This window comes from Promicromonospora iranensis (assembly GCF_028994805.1).
Lineage (GTDB): Bacteria > Actinomycetota > Actinomycetes > Actinomycetales > Cellulomonadaceae > Promicromonospora > Promicromonospora iranensis.
On sequence record NZ_JAJQQP010000007.1, the window covers coordinates 248384 to 266785 of the forward strand.

At 67.5% G+C, this 18402-nt stretch carries 15 protein-coding genes; 6 read left to right on the plus strand and 9 right to left on the minus strand.

Annotated elements, in window-relative coordinates:
• Nucleotides 1-86 precede the first annotated feature (86 nt).
• The 8 genes from LUM46_RS13905 to rpmH form a co-directional block, all read right to left on the minus strand.
• Nucleotides 87-1355, minus strand: a complete 1269-nt coding sequence (locus LUM46_RS13905) for a ParB/RepB/Spo0J family partition protein (protein WP_274994648.1) — start codon at nucleotides 1353-1355, stop codon at nucleotides 87-89.
• A 97-nt stretch (nucleotides 1356-1452) separates the two neighbouring features.
• Nucleotides 1453-3516: an AAA family ATPase gene (locus tag LUM46_RS13910; protein ID WP_274994649.1), complete on the minus strand. Its 2064-nt coding sequence runs from the start codon at nucleotides 3514-3516 to the stop codon at nucleotides 1453-1455.
• A 1333-nt stretch (nucleotides 3517-4849) separates the two neighbouring features.
• The gene (rsmG, locus tag LUM46_RS13915; RefSeq protein ID WP_274994768.1) at nucleotides 4850-5509 is read right to left on the minus strand and encodes a 16S rRNA (guanine(527)-N(7))-methyltransferase RsmG; all 660 of its coding nucleotides are present in this window, start codon (nucleotides 5507-5509) and stop codon (nucleotides 4850-4852) included.
• Between the two features lie 126 nt (nucleotides 5510-5635).
• A complete protein-coding gene (locus LUM46_RS13920; protein ID WP_274994651.1) occupies nucleotides 5636-6190 on the minus strand; it encodes a Jag family protein in 555 nt (184 codons plus the stop codon).
• 11 nt (nucleotides 6191-6201) lie between these two features.
• The gene (gene yidC, locus LUM46_RS13925; protein WP_274994652.1) at nucleotides 6202-7377 is read right to left on the minus strand and encodes a membrane protein insertase YidC; all 1176 of its coding nucleotides are present in this window, start codon (nucleotides 7375-7377) and stop codon (nucleotides 6202-6204) included.
• A gap of 80 nt (nucleotides 7378-7457) precedes the next feature.
• Complete coding sequence (yidD, locus tag LUM46_RS13930; protein WP_274994653.1) at nucleotides 7458-7766, minus strand: membrane protein insertion efficiency factor YidD; 309 nt, start codon at nucleotides 7764-7766, stop codon at nucleotides 7458-7460.
• Nucleotides 7763-8140: a ribonuclease P protein component gene (rnpA, locus tag LUM46_RS13935; RefSeq protein WP_274994654.1), complete on the minus strand. Its 378-nt coding sequence runs from the start codon at nucleotides 8138-8140 to the stop codon at nucleotides 7763-7765. The genes yidD and rnpA overlap by 4 nt, the downstream gene beginning before the upstream one ends.
• Before the next feature lie 3 nt (nucleotides 8141-8143).
• The gene (rpmH, locus tag LUM46_RS13940) at nucleotides 8144-8281 is read right to left on the minus strand and encodes a 50S ribosomal protein L34 (protein ID WP_108493057.1); all 138 of its coding nucleotides are present in this window, start codon (nucleotides 8279-8281) and stop codon (nucleotides 8144-8146) included.
• Nucleotides 8282-8710: 429 nt separating this feature from the next.
• On the opposite strand from rpmH, the gene dnaA reads away from it, so the two are divergent.
• The 5 genes from dnaA to LUM46_RS13965 all read left to right on the plus strand — a co-directional run bounded on the left by dnaA (nucleotide 8711) and on the right by LUM46_RS13965 (nucleotide 14736).
• Nucleotides 8711-10147, plus strand: coding sequence for a chromosomal replication initiator protein DnaA (dnaA, locus tag LUM46_RS13945; RefSeq protein WP_274994655.1), 1437 nt, complete (start codon nucleotides 8711-8713; stop codon nucleotides 10145-10147).
• Nucleotides 10148-10782: 635 nt separating this feature from the next.
• Nucleotides 10783-11913: a DNA polymerase III subunit beta gene (gene dnaN / locus LUM46_RS13950; protein ID WP_274994656.1), complete on the plus strand. Its 1131-nt coding sequence runs from the start codon at nucleotides 10783-10785 to the stop codon at nucleotides 11911-11913.
• Nucleotides 11914-12042: 129 nt separating this feature from the next.
• Entirely contained in the window at nucleotides 12043-12939 is an 897-nt protein-coding gene (gene gnd / locus LUM46_RS13955; RefSeq protein ID WP_274994657.1) for a phosphogluconate dehydrogenase (NAD(+)-dependent, decarboxylating), read from the plus strand.
• Between the two features lie 26 nt (nucleotides 12940-12965).
• Nucleotides 12966-14201: a DNA replication/repair protein RecF gene (gene recF / locus LUM46_RS13960; protein ID WP_274994659.1), complete on the plus strand. Its 1236-nt coding sequence runs from the start codon at nucleotides 12966-12968 to the stop codon at nucleotides 14199-14201.
• Between the two features lie 19 nt (nucleotides 14202-14220).
• Complete coding sequence (locus LUM46_RS13965) at nucleotides 14221-14736, plus strand: DciA family protein (RefSeq protein ID WP_274994660.1); 516 nt, start codon at nucleotides 14221-14223, stop codon at nucleotides 14734-14736.
• Nucleotides 14737-14837: 101 nt separating this feature from the next.
• Here LUM46_RS13965 and LUM46_RS13970 read toward each other — a convergent pair whose 3' ends face one another.
• A complete protein-coding gene (locus LUM46_RS13970; protein ID WP_274994662.1) occupies nucleotides 14838-15572 on the minus strand; it encodes a hypothetical protein in 735 nt (244 codons plus the stop codon).
• A 616-nt stretch (nucleotides 15573-16188) separates the two neighbouring features.
• Here LUM46_RS13970 and gyrB point away from each other — a divergent pair.
• Complete coding sequence (gene gyrB / locus LUM46_RS13975; protein WP_274994663.1) at nucleotides 16189-18270, plus strand: DNA topoisomerase (ATP-hydrolyzing) subunit B; 2082 nt, start codon at nucleotides 16189-16191, stop codon at nucleotides 18268-18270.
• The last annotated feature ends 132 nt before the right edge of the window (nucleotides 18271-18402 follow it).

The window sequence follows — 18402 nt, forward strand, 5'->3', positions numbered from 1 at the left end:
TCTGGGCCGGCTTCTCCACCAGGGGAAGCCCACCCAGAGCCGTTCGTGTGACGTCACCGCGTCAGCGGCGCCGGGCCTTCTGCATGTCAGGAGTCGCTGGTCGGCTTCAGGAGCCCGCGCTCTTCGGGAGCCATGACATTGAGGATTCGATTGAGGTCCTCGACCGAGGCAAACTCCACGGTCATCCGGCCCTTGTTCTTGCCGAGCGCCACCTTGACCCGGGTCTCGAACCGGTCGGAGAGCCGGGTAGCCAGCTCGTCCACGGCTTCGCTGCGGGTGCCCGCTCGCGGCGCCTTGCGCGCTTTGCTGCTGCTGCCGTCGGACTCGGTCAGCATGACGATCTCCTCGGTCGCACGCACCGAGAGACCTTCCGACACGATCCGCTGAGCGAGCCGCTCGATCTCCGCTCCGTCGCTCAGACCGAGCAGCGCTCGAGCGTGGCCGGCCGAGAGCACACCGGCGGCGACTCGACGCTGTACCAGCGGAGGTAGTCGCAGAAGGCGCAGCGTGTTCGAGATCTGCGGACGGCTGCGCGCGATCCGGTTCGCGAGCTCCTCGTGCGTGCACCCGAAGTCGTCGAGGAGCTGCCGATAGGCCGCTGCTTCTTCGAGCGGGTTCAGGTCCGAACGGTGCAGGTTCTCCAGCAGCGCGTCGCGGAGCATGTCGCCGTCGTCGGTGTCACGAACGATCGCCGGAATCGTCGCGAGCTCGGCGGCCTGGGTCGCGCGCCAACGCCGCTCACCCATGATGAGCTCGTACTCGCCAGGGTTCGCCTTGTCGGGACGGACGACGATCGGCTGCAGTACGCCGATCTCCCGGATCGACTCGACGAGCTCGTCAAGGTCTCCCTCGTCAAAGACCGTGCGCGGCTGCCAGGTGTTCGGCCGGATGGCAGTGACGGGCAGCTCGGCGAAGCGCGCGCCGGGCACCGGGAGGAGTTCGGCTGTTTCACGTGAAACAGCGGTCGCGTCGCCCTCCTCTCGACTGAAGAACGTGTCGTCCAGCGCCGAGGCACCGCCACCTTCCGCCTCGTTCGCGACCGAGAGCCGGCCGCTCGCGATCGCTGAGTCCCACTTCACGGTGCTCGGGCGAGGCCCGTTGTTCTTGCTGGTCTTCTTCTCCGTCGACGGGTCGGCGGAGACGGTGTCGACGGGGACGATGCCCACCGGCACCTCGTCCGTCACTTCGAGCGCCGGTGACGGGCGCTCCTCGACAACGGTCGCCACCGATCCGCCCAGTGCGTTGTCGCCGTCGGACTCCCCCGGTCCTGTTCCGGGACCCTGTTCGTCCAGCTCAGGACCCGTCGGGATCAGGGCGCCCAGGCCCCGCCCGAGCCCGCGTCGCTTCGCACTCATCGTGTCTCCTCGTCGGTTCCGGTCTCGCGCCCAGCGCGGACAGGCTTCGTCTCCATCGTCACGGTCCGCATCGCGCACCGTGCGTCACTGCGAACCATCAGTCCTGCGCTCCGACCGGCTCCGCCTGCATCGCGCGGCGCGGGCTCGAACCACCCTGGCCACGTTCGGCCAGTTCACGGGATGCCTGAAGGTACGCCAGTGCGCCCGTGGATGTCGCGTCGTATGTCATGACGGTCTGGCCGTAGCTCGGCGCCTCGGAGATGCGCACCGAGCGCGGGATCGTGGTCTTGAACGTCTCGGCCGGAAAGTGCGAACGAACCTCGCCGGCGACCTGCTGCGCCAGGTTGGTACGACCGTCGTACATGGTCAGCAGGATCGACGAGACACGCAGCTCCGGGTTGAGGTGCGAGCGGATCAGGTCGATGGTCTTGAGCAGCTGGCTCAGGCCCTCGAGCGCGTAGTACTCGCACTGGATGGGAATGAAGACCTCACGCCCGGCCACGAACGCGTTGACCGTGAGGAGCCCCAGGCTGGGTGGGCAGTCGATGAGGACATAGTCGATGCGCTCCTCCCCGGCTGCAACGCGGTCAGCGAGGTACTTGTCGATCGCCTTGCGCAGTCTCGTTTCACGTGAAACGAGCGAGACGAGTTCGATCTCGGAACCGGAGAGGTCGATCGTCGCCGGCACGCCCCAGAGGTTCGGGATGTCCGGGCACTGCTGCACCGTGCTGGCGAGGGATTCCCCCTCCACCAGGATCTCGTACACCGACGGGGTGCCCGCACGGTGCTCGATGCCGAGGGCGGTGGACGCGTTGCCCTGCGGGTCGTTGTCGATGACCAGCACATTCAGCCCGGACTGGGCAAGACCGGCGGCGACGTTCACCGTGGTCGTCGTCTTGCCGACTCCGCCCTTCTGGTTGGCCACCGTGATGATGCGTGTCTTCGGTGGACGAGGGAATCGTCGCCCTTGGAGCTCGATGCGTCGGCGAGCATCTATCGCGAGCTCGGCGGCGACAGGCGTCGTATCGTCAACGGCCGGAACAGTTGCGATGAGGGCTGACCGACGCTCGTCATCGCCACCGTACGGGCCGCCCGTGGGCTGCTGCGTGCCATGGGGCGTCTGCACGGGCTCGGACGTTTCACGTGAAACGCCGGGCGCGGAGAGGCTCTGCACAGGAATCGGATCCGTCACGCGGCCACTGTAATCGCTGGCCACGTCTTCTGGCTCGGACTCAGCCTCAGTTTCTCCGTCGAAATGTGTGAATTCTGCATCCACGAGAGCGACCGCCTCGTCATCGTCCGTTTCGGAGACCGGCCCAAGGACCGCCGGCGCTGCGTTCACGGCTGCGTCGAGTGCTTCGCTCGCTCGCTTGATCGCGTCAGCCGGAACAGGTCGGTCCGATGGCACTTCCTCCATCTCATCAGGATCCGTGTCAGAGGGCACCGGGGCCGTCCCGTACTCGACGGGTCCGCGGTTCGACGCCGCTTCCAGCATCGGGCTTGCCCCGACCCCTGTCGGTTCGGAGTCGCTGTCAACTGCCTCATTCTCGGCCGCGGGCATGGTCACAGACTCGATCAGCTCACTCAAGGCACCGACACTCTTTCCCTCATGGCCGGGGCGATCCTGACCCCAGACCTCATCACGCGGCACGCCGTCCACGATCTCGGGCTGCGGAAGCGCCATGTCCTCGGACGACAGGACGGCTCCGTCGACCGTCCCGTCCGCACGAGCCCTTGTCACGCCGGTTCCGTCTTCGCCCGCCTCAAGCTTCCCCGTGACATCCTCCGGCTCGGACAGTTCCGCTTCGGCCGGGGTGACCTCTCCGGATCCGGTCTCACCGACGGCGCCTGACGCTGCGGTGGCTGAGCGCGCGTCTTCGGGGTCGCCGTCTGGCGACGCCCCCGGGGAAGCAGCCGCTCCCTCCGGTTCATGCGCATGTGTCGCCTGATCTACCGGCGGATCGTCGGTCGTGTCGGATGTCAGCCCGGTCGCGCCGTCTGCTTCATCGTCCTCGCTCGAGGGATCACTGGCTCGTGACGACGGGGTTTCCCGGGAATCCGCCGTCGCGTCGACCTCAGTCGGTCCCTCACCGGACGTGTCCGTCGTCCCCTGGGACGTGGCCTCGACATCCCGCGCCGGCCGTTCGTCGAGCACGGCCACGGTCGACGTCTGCGCCGAAACCATCGCCGCCGTCTGCTCAGTCGCTGTCGCGGACTCCCCCGGAGCGGAGGCCGGTTCGGAAGCGGACGAGTCGGACGCCGTCTCGGTGACAGCCGACGCCGCAACGGACGCGGCTGCCGCTACTCGCTTGGACTTTCGTCTGAAGAAGCACACGTCTGTAACGCTAAGGTCGACGGCCTGCTCAGCCGCGTCGAAACGCCGGTCTCGGAGGGATCGGTTCCGCTCATCTACCGCTTTTGCCCCCCGATCTCTGCCCGACGATCGAAGCTCAGCACCGGGCCGCCCGAAAGGTGCCGTTGCCCTCTCCTCGGAGGCTGTCACGTCTCAGGGTGGAGTTTCACGTGAAACACGTCTGCCGAAGCGGGGTGTCGTCATCCTCGGCACCCTCCAGTTCTCTTCCTCCCCTGGCTCGGGGGTACCTCGTGGTGCCATGCAGAGGCACAGCCGCACCCGTCGTGGTGCGCTCCTTCCCGGACCGCTCGAGGCACCCAGCCAGGCACATCGGACGCCTCCTGTGGCTGCCGAGCCCGCCAGATTCCTTCCACCAGTTCCATCCGGGCCAGTCGCCGTTGTCGAGCCGTGTAGGTTGCGGATGGCATGAGCCGCTGGCTCCGTACTCCTCGACGTTTCACGTGAAACGCGATGCACGTGAAACAGGCGCGCTCGGTCTCGGGGCGGCACAAGAGGAACGCTTGCCCTCTGGGCGAGCGAGCGGTGCGGTCACAGCATGCCAGCCTCTTCGGATCGGACTGCGTCGTCGCGTGCCGTCCGGGTTGCCTCACACCCAGTCGCTCCCCTGACGGCCGGATCAGTCGCGAGAGGCGCCTCGCATCACACCACGCAACTTCGGCGAGGAGCCGAGCGAGAGAGCCGGCGACCCGCCCTCCGCCCTTCGCATCGGACCTGATGTCGACCAGCGCTCGTGGGCGCTCTGCTCCCATCCCTCACTCGTTCCACGTGAAACAGGGACCGCCGAACTCTTCTGATCGCCGTTCTCCGAGCCGTGAGCCATCCACTCAGACGCCCTATGGCCACCGTCGGCTTCAGCCCTGCGACCGGCCGAAGACTGGGCTCACATCACCGAGCCTCCACATCGACCTGCCGAAGCGTCTCCGAGTCCAACAGTTCCGCGCTGGGAGGGATCCGACCACCGATCCCGGACCCCGCCCACGACGTCCTCGCCCACGCAGGGCCTCCCGGCCCGCCCGGCAGTCGACGGCCGGCAGCGCATCCCGCGCCACCACGAAAGAACGGGAGCCCTCGCCTCAGGCGACTGCTCCCGTTCCACGTGAAACATCCTGCGCGGTTCGACCTACTTCCCTCGACGCACCCGCACGATCGTCGTCGACTCAACGCCCTCGACCGTGATGCCTTCGAGGATGTCGGGCTGGCCCGCCGCGTACTTCCGGAGGATCTTGCGCGCTGGCTCAACCTCCTCCGCGACACTGCGGCCCTTGAGGATCACCATCTCACCGCCCACCCGCACGAGCGGCATGCTCATACGGACCAGCTTGGACAGAGCGGCTACGGCCCGGCACGTCACCGCGTCGACCTCGAAGGCGCCGTGGAACTCCTCCGCACGCCCACGCTTCACCTGGACGTTCTTCAGGCCGAGCTCCCCGACGACCTCTGCGAGCCACGTCGTCCGCCGCTCCATCGGCTCGATGAGGATCACCTCGAGCTCCGGCCGCATGACCGCCAGCACCACGCCCGGCAGTCCTGCGCCCGATCCGATGTCCGCCACCGAACCTGACGTCGGAAGGTACGGCACGACGGCAGCGGAGTTCAGGATGTGCCGCTCCCAGATGCGCGGGACTTCACGAGGACCGATCAGCCCTCGGAGCTCTCCCTGGTCACGAAGCATCTCCGCGTAGCGCGCGACGCCGTCGTACGCATCGCCCAGGTGAGCCTTGACAGCAGCACTCGCACCGAGCGTCTCGCTGTCGGGCACGACCGCGTCTCCGACAGGCATCTCCTGCCCCGCCTCGTCCGAACCTTCCACGTCCCGTCCTCCAGTTGCTGTCGAAAGGAGCTCAACATACCGAGGGCCGGTGCGCGTCCTCGGGACGCGCACCGGCCCTCAGCAGAGGCCAACAGATCAGTCCGTGGTCGCTCCCGGCGCCTCAGCGGGCTGGACCACTACATATCGCTCCGGCTCGACACCACGCGAGTCGCTGACCAGTCCGGCTGCAGCCACTGCGTCGTGCACCACCTTGCGCTCGAAGGCGTTCAGCGGTTCGAGCTCGATCTCCTGGCCGGAGCTGCGCACCTGCTCGACCGCAGCATCCGCGAGGCGCGTGAGCTCCACCCGTCGAGCGGCGCGGTAACCACCGATGTCGAGCATCAGGCGGCTTCGCTCCCCGGTGCGGGTCTGCACCGCCAGGCGCGTGAGCTCCTGCATCGCGTCGAGCACCTCGCCCTCGCCACCGATGAGGTGCGCCAGCGACGTGGGATCGTCGGCAACCACCTCGACCGCGGCACGGTCGTGCTTGATGTCGAGGTCGATGTCACCGTCGAGGTCGGCGATGTCGAGGAACTCCTCGAGGTAGTCGGCCGCGATCTCGCCCTCTTCTTCGAGGCGCTTGGTCCGGTCCTCCGGATCCACGACCGGAGCCGCGGGGTCGGGCGCGGCCGTACCTGTGCTCGCGTTCATCGGGTCTCCTCCTACTTCTTCTGCTTGCGCTTGCCCGACGACGTCGGGGTGGACCCGGGTGTCGTGCCGGACGGCTTCGGCTTCGCACCGGGCTGCTTGCCCGGCGTCGTACCGGAGGGCTTGGGCTTGGGCCCGGTCTGCTTCTCCGGAGCCGGAGCCGGCTCCGATGCGTCCTGCAGCGATGCGTCCTGCGGCGCGGACTGCGCGATGACCGGACGGGTGGGCGCGGGACGTGCCGTGCCCTTCTGCCGGTCCTTCCGCTTCGGCTGCACGCGCTGGCCGGTCTTGGGCTGCTCCACCACGGGAGTCTCGTCCTCGATGACCTCGCCGGTCTTGGCGGCGCGCTTGGCGGCCTTCGCGGCCTGCCGCTCCTTCATCTGCTTCTCGGCGATGGAGCCTGGCGTCGGCATGCGCTTGATCGTGTAGTACTGCTGCCCCATGGACCAGAGGTTGGTGACCGTCCAGTAGATCAGGACACCGACCGGGAAGTTCACGCCGGAGATCGCGAAGACCAGCGGCAGCATGTACAGCATCATCTTCTGCGTCTGCGCCATCGGGCCCTCGAGGGCCGACGGCGGCATGTTCTTCATCGTCAGCTGCCGCTGCGTGGTGAAGGTCGTGACGCTCATCGCGACGATCAGCACGATGACCACGGTGCGGGACACCCAGGAGTCGGTCTGCAGGAAGACGTCGCTCAGCTGAGCGCCGAAGAGCGTCGAGGACTCGATGTCACCGGCAACCGACTGGGTGATCGGTCCGATCGGGTCTGCGTTACCGGTCGAGATGGACTCCAGCCCGTTCAGCACGCGGAACAGCGCGAAGAAGATCGGCGACTGCAGGAGGATCGGCATGCAGGACGCGAACGGGTTCGTCCCGTGCTTCCGGTAGAGCTCCATGGTCTCGCGCGTCATGTTCTCGCGAGAGGCCGGGTCCGTCTTGCCCTTGTACTTCTTCTGCACGGCCTGCAGCTCGGGCTGGATCATCTGCATCCCGCGCGAAGCCTTGATCTGCTTGAAGAAGAGCGGGATGAGCACGATGCGGATCACGATCACCAGCGCGACGATCGACAGAACCCACGCGGTGCCAGGGCCGGAACTCATCCCCAGTGTCGTGAAGACCCAGTGCGACCCGTAGATGATCCAGGCGACGACCCATTCGATCGGCCAGAGGAATGCGAAGAAGTCCATCGGTCAAGAAGCTCCAGAGTTGGTGACGCGAAGTCTGCGGGGAGGTGCGGTGTCGTGTCGGTGGACCGAGCCGGGGCAGGTCAGCCCTCGGCGTGGGTGTGCGCGCCGCGCACGGGCGGCACGTCGTCGACGCCGCCGAGACTCCACGGGTTGCACCGCAGCAGGCGCCACAGCGCGAGACCCAGCCCACGCACCGCACCGTGCCGCCGCAAGGCGAGCACGGTGTACTGCGAGCAGGACGGGTAGTACTTACAGCTCGGAGGGCTCATCGGGCTGATGAACGCCTGGTAGAAGCGCACCATCCCCACGAGGAGGGTCACCGGGAGCCGGCCGATCAGCGATGGCTCGCGCGGCGGTGCCTCACCCTCGGGCGCAGGGATGGTGGTCATCTCTTCCCGTCTCCGGTCGCGCGTGCGACCGCACGGCGCAGGCACGAGTCGAGGTCGCGCTCAAGATCTGTGTACGTGGCCGACGATGACGCCGGAAGCGCGCGCACGACAGCCCGGGAAGCACTGGGCAACACCGACAGCTGCTCGGCCGCGGCGGCACGGAGCCGACGCTTCACGAGATTGCGCTGCACAGAGTTACCCACAGCCTTGGAAACGACAAAACCGACCTGTGGAGTTCCCGATCCTGTGTCCGAGACATTTTCGTCCGGCATCAAGAGGTGAACCACCACGGTCGATCGACCTGCACGCGTGCCGCGACGCACCGTCCGCTCGAAGTCGACGGAACGGCGCAGACGGTGCGCCGCGGGCAGCATGGCTCAGGCTGAGAGCTCGGCGCGACCCTTGCGACGACGGTCCGCCAGGATGGCGCGGCCGGCGCGGGTGCGCATGCGCAGCCGGAAGCCGTGGGTCTTTGCACGACGGCGGGTGTTCGGCTGGAAGGTCCGCTTGCTCACGAGGTACTCCAAGAACGTCGGGGTAGGCACACCGTCTGTCCTCGACGATGCAGTGAAAGTTGGCCGTTCAGTACAACGATTGGCCTCGCCGACCCGGGGCCTGCTCCACTGGTCGTGGCCAACGTCGAAAGACGTGGCCCGAATCCGTGTGTGGGCGCGCAGAAGTACCTGGAACGGCTGTATGACGTTACGCCGCCCACGCCCTCCGGGTCAAACCAGAACGGCAGGATCATGCGTGTCGGACGCGCCACACCGGGTGTCTCGACCAGTCCCATGGAGGGCTCGTTCGCCTGCCCGCGTACCACTTGTTCAGGGGCGATCTGCGCAATCCACAACCTGTGGACAACTGTGTGGACGGTGCCCCATCATGGCAGACTCCGAGACACCCCCAGCACTCGCAGGACCCGCGCACGAGACGAAGGAAAGCCAGTGGCCAACCCGGACGAGAACATCGGTGACGTCTGGGCACAGACCCTGACGGCACTCGAGGCCCGGCCCGATATGAGCCCTCGGCAGCTCGCCTTCATCCGCCTGGCCAAGCCGATGGCAGTGCTGGACGACATGGTGTTCATCGCTGTCCCCCACGAACAGACCCGTACGTACCTGGAGACGGCGGTCCGCGACGACCTCGTGTCCGCGATGTCGTCGGTACTCGGACGCGACGTGCGATTCGGCATCACCGTCGACCCCGAGCTGAGCAGCCGGACGCTCGCCGGCCCGTCACAGATCTCAGGGCCGGCCACGCTCTCCCTCGAGCAGGAACCGCCCGAGCCGGAGCAGGCGCAGATGCCCATCGCGCCGCAGCCGGCTCCTAAGCCGTCTGCCGAGCCCACCCGGCTGAACCCGAAGTACATCTTCGAGACGTTCGTCATCGGCTCGTCCAACCGGTTCGCACACGCGGCCGCCGTCGCCGTGGCCGAGGCGCCGGCCAAGGCGTACAACCCGCTCTTCATCTACGGCGACTCGGGACTGGGCAAGACCCACCTGCTGCACGCCATCGGGCACTACGTCCACAACCTGTATCCACACATCCGCGTGCGGTACGTGAACTCCGAGGAGTTCACCAACGACTTCATCAACAGCATCGGTGAGGGCAAGGCCGGTGCGTTCCAGCGCCGGTACCGCGACGTCGACGTGCTCCTCATCGACGACATCCAGTTCCTGCAGGGCAAGGAACAGACGATGGAGGAGTTCTTCCACACCTTCAACGCGCTGCACAACGCCAACAAGCAGGTCGTGATCACGTCCGATGTCCCGCCGAAGCAGCTCAACGGCTTCGAGGACCGGCTGCGCTCCCGCTTCGAGTGGGGTCTCATCACCGATGTCCAGCCCCCCGACCTCGAGACCCGCATCGCGATCATGCGGAAGAAGGCGGCGAGCGAGCACCTCGACGTGCCGGCCGACGTGCTCTCCTACATCGGCTCGCGGATCTCGACGAACATCCGGGAGCTCGAAGGTGCCCTGATCCGCGTCACGGCGTTCGCAAACCTGAACCGACAGCAGGTGGACCTGGCCCTCGCCGAGATAGTTCTCAAGGACCTGATCACCGATGACGACGACACCGCCGAGATCACACCGGCCGTCGTCATCGCGCAGACCGCCGCGTACTTCGGCCTGACCATCGACGACCTCTGCGGCTCGTCGCGGTCTCGTGTGCTGGTCACCGCCCGACAGATCGCCATGTACCTGTGCCGCGAGCTCACCGACCTGTCTCTGCCCAAGATCGGCCAGCAGTTCGGCGGGCGCGACCACACCACGGTCATGCATGCGAACAAGAAGATCGCGGGCCAGATGGCTGAGCGGCGCTCGACCTACAACCAGGTCACCGAGCTCACGAGCCGGATCAAGCAGCAACAGCGCGGCTGACGCAGACGCCGATCCAGCGCCCCAAATTCGGACAGCACGCCCCTTTTCACACTTGTCCCCACCCCTGTGCACAGCCTGACCGGTGCACAGGGGTGTTGCATATCTGCACCTCCACAGGTCTGTCCACACGCGGAGCCGCGGGTTCCTGCCGTTTCACTCAGTTCGTCCCCAGCGCTGTGGACGCACACTGTGCAGAACTCCGCCGATCGTCCTGACCTGCCGATACACACCTGGGGACAAGCCTGTGGACGGGTGTGGACGAAGGCCCTTTTTCTGTGGGCGGCGGACCCCAAAACGGTGGACAGCCTGTGTGTACAAAATGGCCGTCCACAGCAGCGCCCAGTTCTTGCACAGATCGGTGCACAGCTCCTCCACAGGAGGAAACCGCCTCTGACCTGCGGGAAGACCGGATATCCCCAGTTTCCACAACCCCTACTACGACTACGACATCTATCTCTCAGAGGGAATCCACACGCCTTCATCAGGCGGTCCGAGCGCTCGGCACACCTCTTCGAACATTAGTACTAAGTGCCGGAAGAAGTCCATCCACAACCTCTGGCGCTGGAGTGCCACGCAGTCAGCAACTCGCGTAGGGTTTCCCTCGACAGTCCAGGAACAAGAGGAGATGCAACGGCATGAAGTTCAGGGTCGAGCGCGACGTCCTCGCCGATGCCGTGACATGGACCGCTCGCACGCTCCCCACGCGCCCGCCGGCTCCGGTCCTCGCCGGCGTCCGCATCGAGGCTGATGCTCAGGGCGTCATCAACCTGGCGAGCTTCGACTACGAGACGTCTGCGCGCTCGGAGATCCCTGCCGAGGTCGCGGAGCCGGGCACCGTCCTGGTCTCCGGTCGCCTGCTGGCCGAGATCTCGCGGGCACTGCCCAACAAGCCTGTGGACGTAGCGCTCGAGGGCAACAAGGTTGTCGTGACCTGTGGGGCCAGCCGATTCACACTCCTCACCATGCCTGTGGACGAGTACCCGGCTCTGCCGGGTCTCCCCGAGGTCAGCGGCACCGTCTCCGGTGACGCGTTCACGCACGCCGTCGCCCAGGTGACCGTCGCGGCCAGCCGCGACGACACCCTGCCGCTGCTGACCGGCGTGCGGGTGGAGATCGAGGGTGAGCGCATCACCCTCCTGTCCACGGACCGTTACCGCCTGGCCCTCCGTGAGCTCACCTGGACCCCGGCGACCCCGGGCTTCTCCGCCGTGGCTCTCGTCCGTGCACGCACGCTCAGCGACGTCGCCAAGTCCCTCGGCTCCGGGGGGCTCGTGAACGTCGGGTTGTCCACAGGCCAGGGCCTTGACCTCGTGGGCTTCGAGGCCGGCGGTCGCCAGACCACATCACAGCTGGTCGAGGGTGACTACCCCGCCGTTCGTCGGCTCTTCCCGGACAGCACGCCGATCCACGCCGTGGTGGCCACCGCGCCCCTGATCGAGGCCGCCAAGCGTGTGAGCCTCGTCGCGGAGCGCAACACCCCGATCCGCCTCTCGTTCAGCGACGGACAGGTCGTGCTCGACGCCGGCCACGGTGACGACGCACAAGCCTCCGAGGCCTTGGAAGCGGTCCTGGTGGGCGAGGACATCGCGGTGGCGTTCAATCCGCAGTTCCTGCTCGACGGGCTCGGCGCACTGGGTACTGATTTCGTTCGACTGTCGTTCACTCACCCCAACAAGCCGGTCGAGTTCACCGGTCAGGGCAGCCTGGACGGCGAGGACGACTCCGCCTATCGGTACCTGCTGGTCCCGATCCGCTTCACTGGCTGACGAGACGGGGCGCTCCGGCGGAGCGCCCCGTCATCCACAGCTCACACCCATCAGACTGGACAGCCAGCCTGCACCAAGGACGGCCGCCACGAGCGAGGCCGTTGATCGACCCTGGAGGAATTCACGCACATGGTCACCCACATCGGCCTGGTCGGCCTGGGGAAGATGGGCAACAACATGCGGTCCCGCCTGCGCAAGGGCGGCATCGAGGTCACCGGGTTCGATCCGCGTCCGGAGGTGTCGGACGTCCCGACGCTCGCCGACCTCGCGGCCGCGCTCCCGGCGGACAAGCGAGTCGTCTGGGTGATGGTCCCTGCGGGTGAGCCGACGCGCGGGGTGCTCGACCAGCTCGCCGAGATCCTCTCCGAGGGCGACATCGTCATCGAAGGCGGAAACTCGCACTACGTCGAGGACCAGGAGCGCGCCGCAGAGCTCGCGAAGAACGGCATCGGCTATCTCGACGTCGGTGTGAGCGGCGGTGTCTGGGGCCTGGAGAACGGGTACGGCCTCATGGTCGGCGGCGCGGCAGCGGACGTCGAGTCCGTCATGCCGGTCTTCGACGTGCTGCGTCCGGAAGGCCCCCGCGAGGAGGGCTTCGTGCACGCCGGCGGCGTCGGCGCCGGCCACTACGCCAAGATGGTCCACAACGGCATCGAGTACGGGCTCATGCAGGCCTACGCCGAGGGGTACGAGCTGCTTGCCGCCAAGTCGGACGTCATCACCGACGTGCACGGCACGATGAAGGCATGGAGCCGTGGCACCGTCGTGCGCTCCTGGCTCCTGGACCTCATGGTCAAGGCGCTCGCGCAGGACCCGAAGCTCGCCCTCCTGGACGACTGGGTCGACGACTCCGGCGAGGGCCGGTGGACCGTGGACGAGGGTATCGACATGGCCGTTCCGCTGCCCGTCATCTCCGCCGCGCTGTTCGCCCGCTTCGCCTCCCGCCAGGAGCAGTCGCCCGCCATGAAGGCGGTCGCCGCACTGCGTCAGCAGTTTGGCGGGCACGCGGTGAAGTCGGCCGAGTAGCGCGCGGGACGTACGATCTCCTACCGATGTACGTCTCCCACCTCTCCCTGCTGGACTTCCGGTCGTATGCGTCGGCCGACGTGGAGCTCGAGCCCGGGGTCAACGCCTTCGTAGGGCGCAACGGCCGGGGCAAGACCAACCTCGTTGAGGCGATCGGGTATGTCGCGACGCTCGGTTCGCATCGAGTGGCCACGGACGCGCCGCTCATCCGGTCCGGTGCCGATCGCGCTGTCGTGCGCACACGGATCGTCCGGGGTGACCGGGCGAGCACGGTCGAGCTGGAGATCACCCAGGGCAAGGCGAACCGGGCGCGCATCAACCGCGGCCAGGCGGTGCGAGCGAGGGACGTGCTCGGGGTGCTGCGCACGGTGCTCTTCGCGCCAGAGGACCTCTCCCTGGTCAAGGGAGAGCCGGACGGCCGGCGGCGCTTCATGGACCAGCTGCTGGTCTTGATGATGCCGCGCGTGTCCGCGGTGCTCTCCGACTACGAGCGCGTGCTCCGCCAGCGGTCCGCACTGCTGAAGTCGGCTCGGGCGTCGCGGCGCTCGAGCGGCTCGCCGCGAGCGGAGAGCGCTGCGGCGGAGCTCGCGACACTCGACGTGTGGGATGCCCGGCTCGCCGAGCTCGGGGCGGAGATCCTGTCGCTGCGGATACAGCTGGTCGACGCGCTCCGTCCGGCAGTGGCCGCGGCGTACGAGCAGGTGAGCGATGCCGACGGCGATGCGGAGATCGCGTATCGGTCATCTCTGCCAGCTCTCTCGGCAGGTAATCCACCGGAGTTGTCCACAGGGCCTGGGGATAACTTTGCGGATGTCGGACACCTGCGCGACCTGTTGCTGGAGGCCCTGGTCACAGCGCGGCCGCAAGAGCTGGAACGCGGTGTGAGCCTCGTCGGTCCGCATCGGGACGACCTCGTCCTCACCCTGGGTGGCTTGCCGGCCAAGGGGTATGCGAGCCATGGTGAATCGTGGTCGTTCGCCCTTGCGCTGCGTCTCGCGTCCTTCCGTCTTCTCGGAGGAGATCCGCAGAATTCGGCGGATTCACCCGCGTTCTGGGACCCCGACCTGGGTACGGATGCCGATCCCGTACTGATCCTCGACGACGTGTTTGCCGAACTCGACGTCCGGCGCAGGCAGAGGCTCGCGGACCTGGTGCTCCCTGCTCGCCAGGTACTGGTGACGGCGGCTGTGGCCGAGGACATCCCGGCCGCTCTGGAGGGCGTGCGGTTTCACGTGGAACCCGGGACGGTGACCCGTGACTGAAGACTCTCCACAGGGGCCTGTGGATAACTCTGAGCCTCCTCTGACACCCCCTTCCGAGGTCGCGCGCGCCGCGCTGAACCGCGCCAAGGCCGCAGCTCGGGCGCGTGGGCTGCGGCCCGGATCACCGTCGCGCCGCTCTCCCCTGGCCGAGCCGCGGTCGAGCGGATCGGGTCCGGGTGCACGTGATCCGCAGTTGCTCGGCTCCTTGGTCGGACGGCTGCTGCGTGAGAAGGGCTGGACCGAGGAGGTCTCCGTGGGCGGCGTCATGGGCCGCTGGCGCGAGGTCGTGGGCCCGGAGATCGCTGACCACTGCACGCCGGAGACCTTCGAGGACAAGGTGCTCGTGGTGCGGGCGGACTCGACGGCTTGGGCCACCCAGCTCCGACTGCTCGCGCCGACGCTGCGCCGGCGCATGGCGGAGGAGATCGGAGAGGGAGTGGTCGAGGAGGTCACGGTGCTCGGGCCTGCCGGCCCTGGCTTCCGGAAGGGGCCTCGATCCGTGCGGGGCCCCGGCCCGCGGGACACCTGGGGCTGACCGCCCGGTAGGAACCGCGCAGCAAGAAGGGCTCCCCGGCCGAGGCCGGGGAGCCCTTCTTGGATCAGCCGCGCCGTAGCGTCAGCCAGAAACTACGTGGTTCACGCGTTCTGCAGGCGCTTGCGGGCCCAGACGAGGGCGACGCCACCAGCGGCGAGCAGTGCGGCGAACCCGATGGCGCCACCGACGGTCGCACCGGTCGCGGCGAGCACCGGGGGCTCGTCAGAAGAAGGGCTGGGCGACGGCGACGGCTCGTCGACCGGGGCTACGGGCGCGACGGACGCGTCCTCGGAAGGCTCGACGGCGGGCTCAGAGGGCTCCGGGGTGGGCTCGACGACCGGCTCGGACGGCTCCGGGGTGGGCTCGACGGCGGGCTCGGAGGGCTCCGGGGTGGGCTCGACGACCGGCTCGCTGGGCGACGGCTCCGGCGTGGGCTCCGCATCGACGCAGGCCTCGATGGTGCCGGTGGCCGGGACCTTCTCGATGCCCCTCGGGGTCCGCGCCTCCTCGTTGCCCGGACCCCAGTTGAACTCTTCGCCGTCACTGGCGACGACGCTGGCCTCCCAGGTGTGCTCGATGGTCGAGTCCTCCACGACCACGGTGTCGGAGAGAGACTTGCTGAACGTCTCCTCGACATAGATCTTGCCGTCCACAACGAGAGTGAACTTGTTGTCGCCATCAGCGTAGTAGGCGAGGTTGTAGGTGATCGACGAACCCGCTTCGACGTCGCAGGCACTGCTGACGGCGGGGGTGTGGGCGGACGCGGGTGCCGCGCCGACGACGAGGCCGCCGAGCGTAAGAGCGGCAAGGGCGCCGCCCGCGAGGAATTTCTTCACAGTGAAGTCCTTCGAGAGAGACTGGGCGCTAGATGCGCATATGACCGGTCGGCGCTATTAGAGCAGATAACGCCAAATCAGCGAAATGCCGCCCTTGGGTGGTCATTGCCAAACCTTCGGCACCCGCGGACATGACGATTCGAGGACCCCACCGAGGGGTTAGGTTCGGACTGCGAACATATGTGCGCCACCGTCCCTCCACCCGCACAGTCGCCGTCGACCGACCGGGGGGCGCCCTTGCCGCGTCGAGGCGCGTTCGAGCGAGGCCCGCGCCGGAGGGCTGGACGGGTCGCCCGATCGAGGCACTCGCAGCCCCCTCGGAGCCGCGCCAGGACCCCAAAAATCACCCTGTGGAGAAAGGTTGTGGAGGAGTGGCTACAAACAGCCTCGGATCCCGGGTTTTCGCCGCTCAGAAGGTAGTATGAGGGGGTCAACCGCGCCGGGTTCCCAGGAACGTCCTGAGGACCCGGAACGCTGAGCACCGACGAGCCGTCGGACCGTACGTCAGCAACCGAGCACGGCATGGGCCCCTGTGGGCCCGAGCCGCTCGTGCAGCCGCTGGTACGTCCGTCGTCGTGCACATCGTGTGCCTGAAAGACGAGGAGCAACCCCGCCCGTGACAGAGCGAATCGACGGCGGCTACGACGCCGGGAACATCACAGTCCTGGAAGGTCTCGAGGCCGTTCGTAAGCGACCGGGCATGTATATCGGATCGACCGGTGAGCGTGGGCTCCACCACCTTGTGTACGAGATTGTGGATAACGCTGTGGACGAGGCCCTGGCGGGCCACGCCACCGAGATCGACGTGCGGCTCCTGGCCGACGGCGGCGTCCGCGTCACCGACGACGGCCGAGGCATCCCGGTCGCGATGCACCCGACCGAGGGCAAGCCCACGCTCGAGGTCGTGATGACGATCCTGCACGCCGGTGGCAAGTTCGGCGGGGGCGGCTACGCCGTCTCCGGTGGCCTCCACGGCGTCGGCATGTCCGTGGTGAACGCACTGAGCTACCGGTTCGTGTCGGAGGTACGCCGCGACGGGTACCACTGGCGCCAGGAATACACCGAGGGTGGCAACCCGGTCACCGGCGTCGACCGGCTGGAGCCGCTCGGCCCCGACGAGGGCAACGGCACCACGCAGACCTTCTGGGCCGACGGGACGATCTTCGAGACCACGGAGTACGACTTCGAGACGCTCCGCGCCCGGTTCCAGCAGTACGCGTTCCTCAACAAGGGCCTGAAGATCACGCTCACCGACGAGCGTGCGGGCCACTCCGCCCCCACCGACGAGGTGACGGGCGTCGAGCGCGAGGTCGCCGCGGACGACGTGGTCGGGACCGAGAGCCGGCCCACGGCCGACGGCGTGGCCCAGGAGCCCGGCTCGGAGTCGGACGGCTGGCGCACCGTCACGTACAAGTACGAGAACGGCCTGATGGACTACGTGCACCACCTCAACTCCGCGAAGCGGGTGGAGTTCGTCCACCCGGACGTGATCTGGTTCGAGAGCGAGGACACGGAGCGCAAGATCGCCGTCGAGATCGCGCTGCAGTGGACCAACGCCTACAGCGAGTCGGTGCACACGTTCGCGAACACGATCTCGACCACCGAGGGCGGAACGCACGAAGAGGGTTTCCGCGCGGCCATGACCACGCTGGTCAACAGCTACGCGCGGGACAAGAACATCATCAAGGAGAAGGACGACAATCTCACGGGCGACGACATCCGCGAGGGCCTCACCGCCGTCATCTCGGTGAAGCTCGGCGAGCCGCAGTTCGAGGGCCAGACGAAGACGAAGCTCGGCAACACGGAGGCCAAGACCTTCGTGCAGCGTGTGGTGCGCGAGCAGCTCGTCGACTGGTTCGACGCTCACCCGGGCGAGGCGCGCGACGTCATCCGCAAGGCGATCTCGGCCTCGCAGGCGCGCATCGCCGCGCGCAAGGCGCGCGAGGCAACCCGCCGCAAGGGCGTCCTCAACGGCGGCGGAATGCCGGGCAAGCTCCGGGACTGCCAGTCGCGGTTCCCGGACGAGTGCGAGATCTACGTCGTCGAGGGTGACTCGGCCGGCGGTTCCGCGGTACGCGGCCGCAACCCGCACAACCAGGCGATCCTCCCGCTGCGCGGCAAGATCCTGAACGTCGAGCGGGCGCGGCTGGACAAGGCACTGTCCAACGCCGAGGTGCAGGCGCTGATCACCTCGTTCGGCACCGGCATCGGTGAGGACTTCGACATCTCGAAGCTCAAGTACCACAAGATCGTGCTCATGGCCGACGCCGACGTCGACGGCCAGCACATCTGCACCCTGCTGCTCACCCTGCTGTTCCGGTACATGCGCCCGCTCATCGAGAACGGCCACGTCTATCTCGCGCAGCCGCCGCTGTACCGGATCAAGTGGAGCAACGCCCCGCACGACTACGTGTTCTCGGACCGGGAGCGCGACGCGTTCCTCGAGGCCGGGATCGCGCAGGGCAAGCGAGTGCCCAAGGACAACGGCATCCAGCGCTACAAGGGCCTGGGTGAGATGGACTACTCCGAGCTCTGGGACACCACGATGGACCCGGACCACCGGACGCTGTTGCAGGTGACCATGGACGACGCGGCCGCGGCCGACGAGATCTTCTCGGTGCTCATGGGCGAGGACGTCGAGTCCCGCCGCACGTTCATCCAGCGCAATGCCAAGGACGTGCGCTTCCTCGACATCTGAGGAATGAGCGCGCGAGCCCTTGCTGTTGGGCTCGCGCGCCCCCGAGCTACCGCCCACCAGGGTGTGCTGCGTCGGGCACGGACATGGCGGCCCAGGAGACGAAGTGACACGCCCACCGGCGTGGAAAGGAAG